The 255-nt window shown below is 66.3% G+C and carries 1 pseudogene; it reads right to left on the reverse strand.

Annotation, left to right across the window (positions count from 1 at the left end):
* Positions 1 to 255: pseudogene (locus ACQCVD_RS15555) on the reverse strand (ISL3 family transposase); the annotation flags it as partial.

Raw genomic sequence — 255 nt, forward strand, 5'->3', positions numbered from 1 at the left:
CGATGCCGTCCACGTTCGGAGTCAGATCGACGATGACGGTGACGAAGCCGGGTGTACCGTCGCCGCGGCGGTGTTTCCACTTGTGCTCATCGACCCCCAGGACCCGGACGCCGGACAGATGGGTGGGATCGCCGTCAACCAGCTCACGGGCCTGGTCCAGGGCGACCTGGTTGACGGTGTCCCATCCGATGTCCAGCGACTTCGCGATCGCGGCCACGCTCATCCGGTCGATCGCCAGGCGCTGGAGTATCCACC

This window comes from Corynebacterium halotolerans (assembly GCF_050107895.1).
Taxonomy (GTDB): domain Bacteria; phylum Actinomycetota; class Actinomycetes; order Mycobacteriales; family Mycobacteriaceae; genus Corynebacterium; species Corynebacterium halotolerans_B.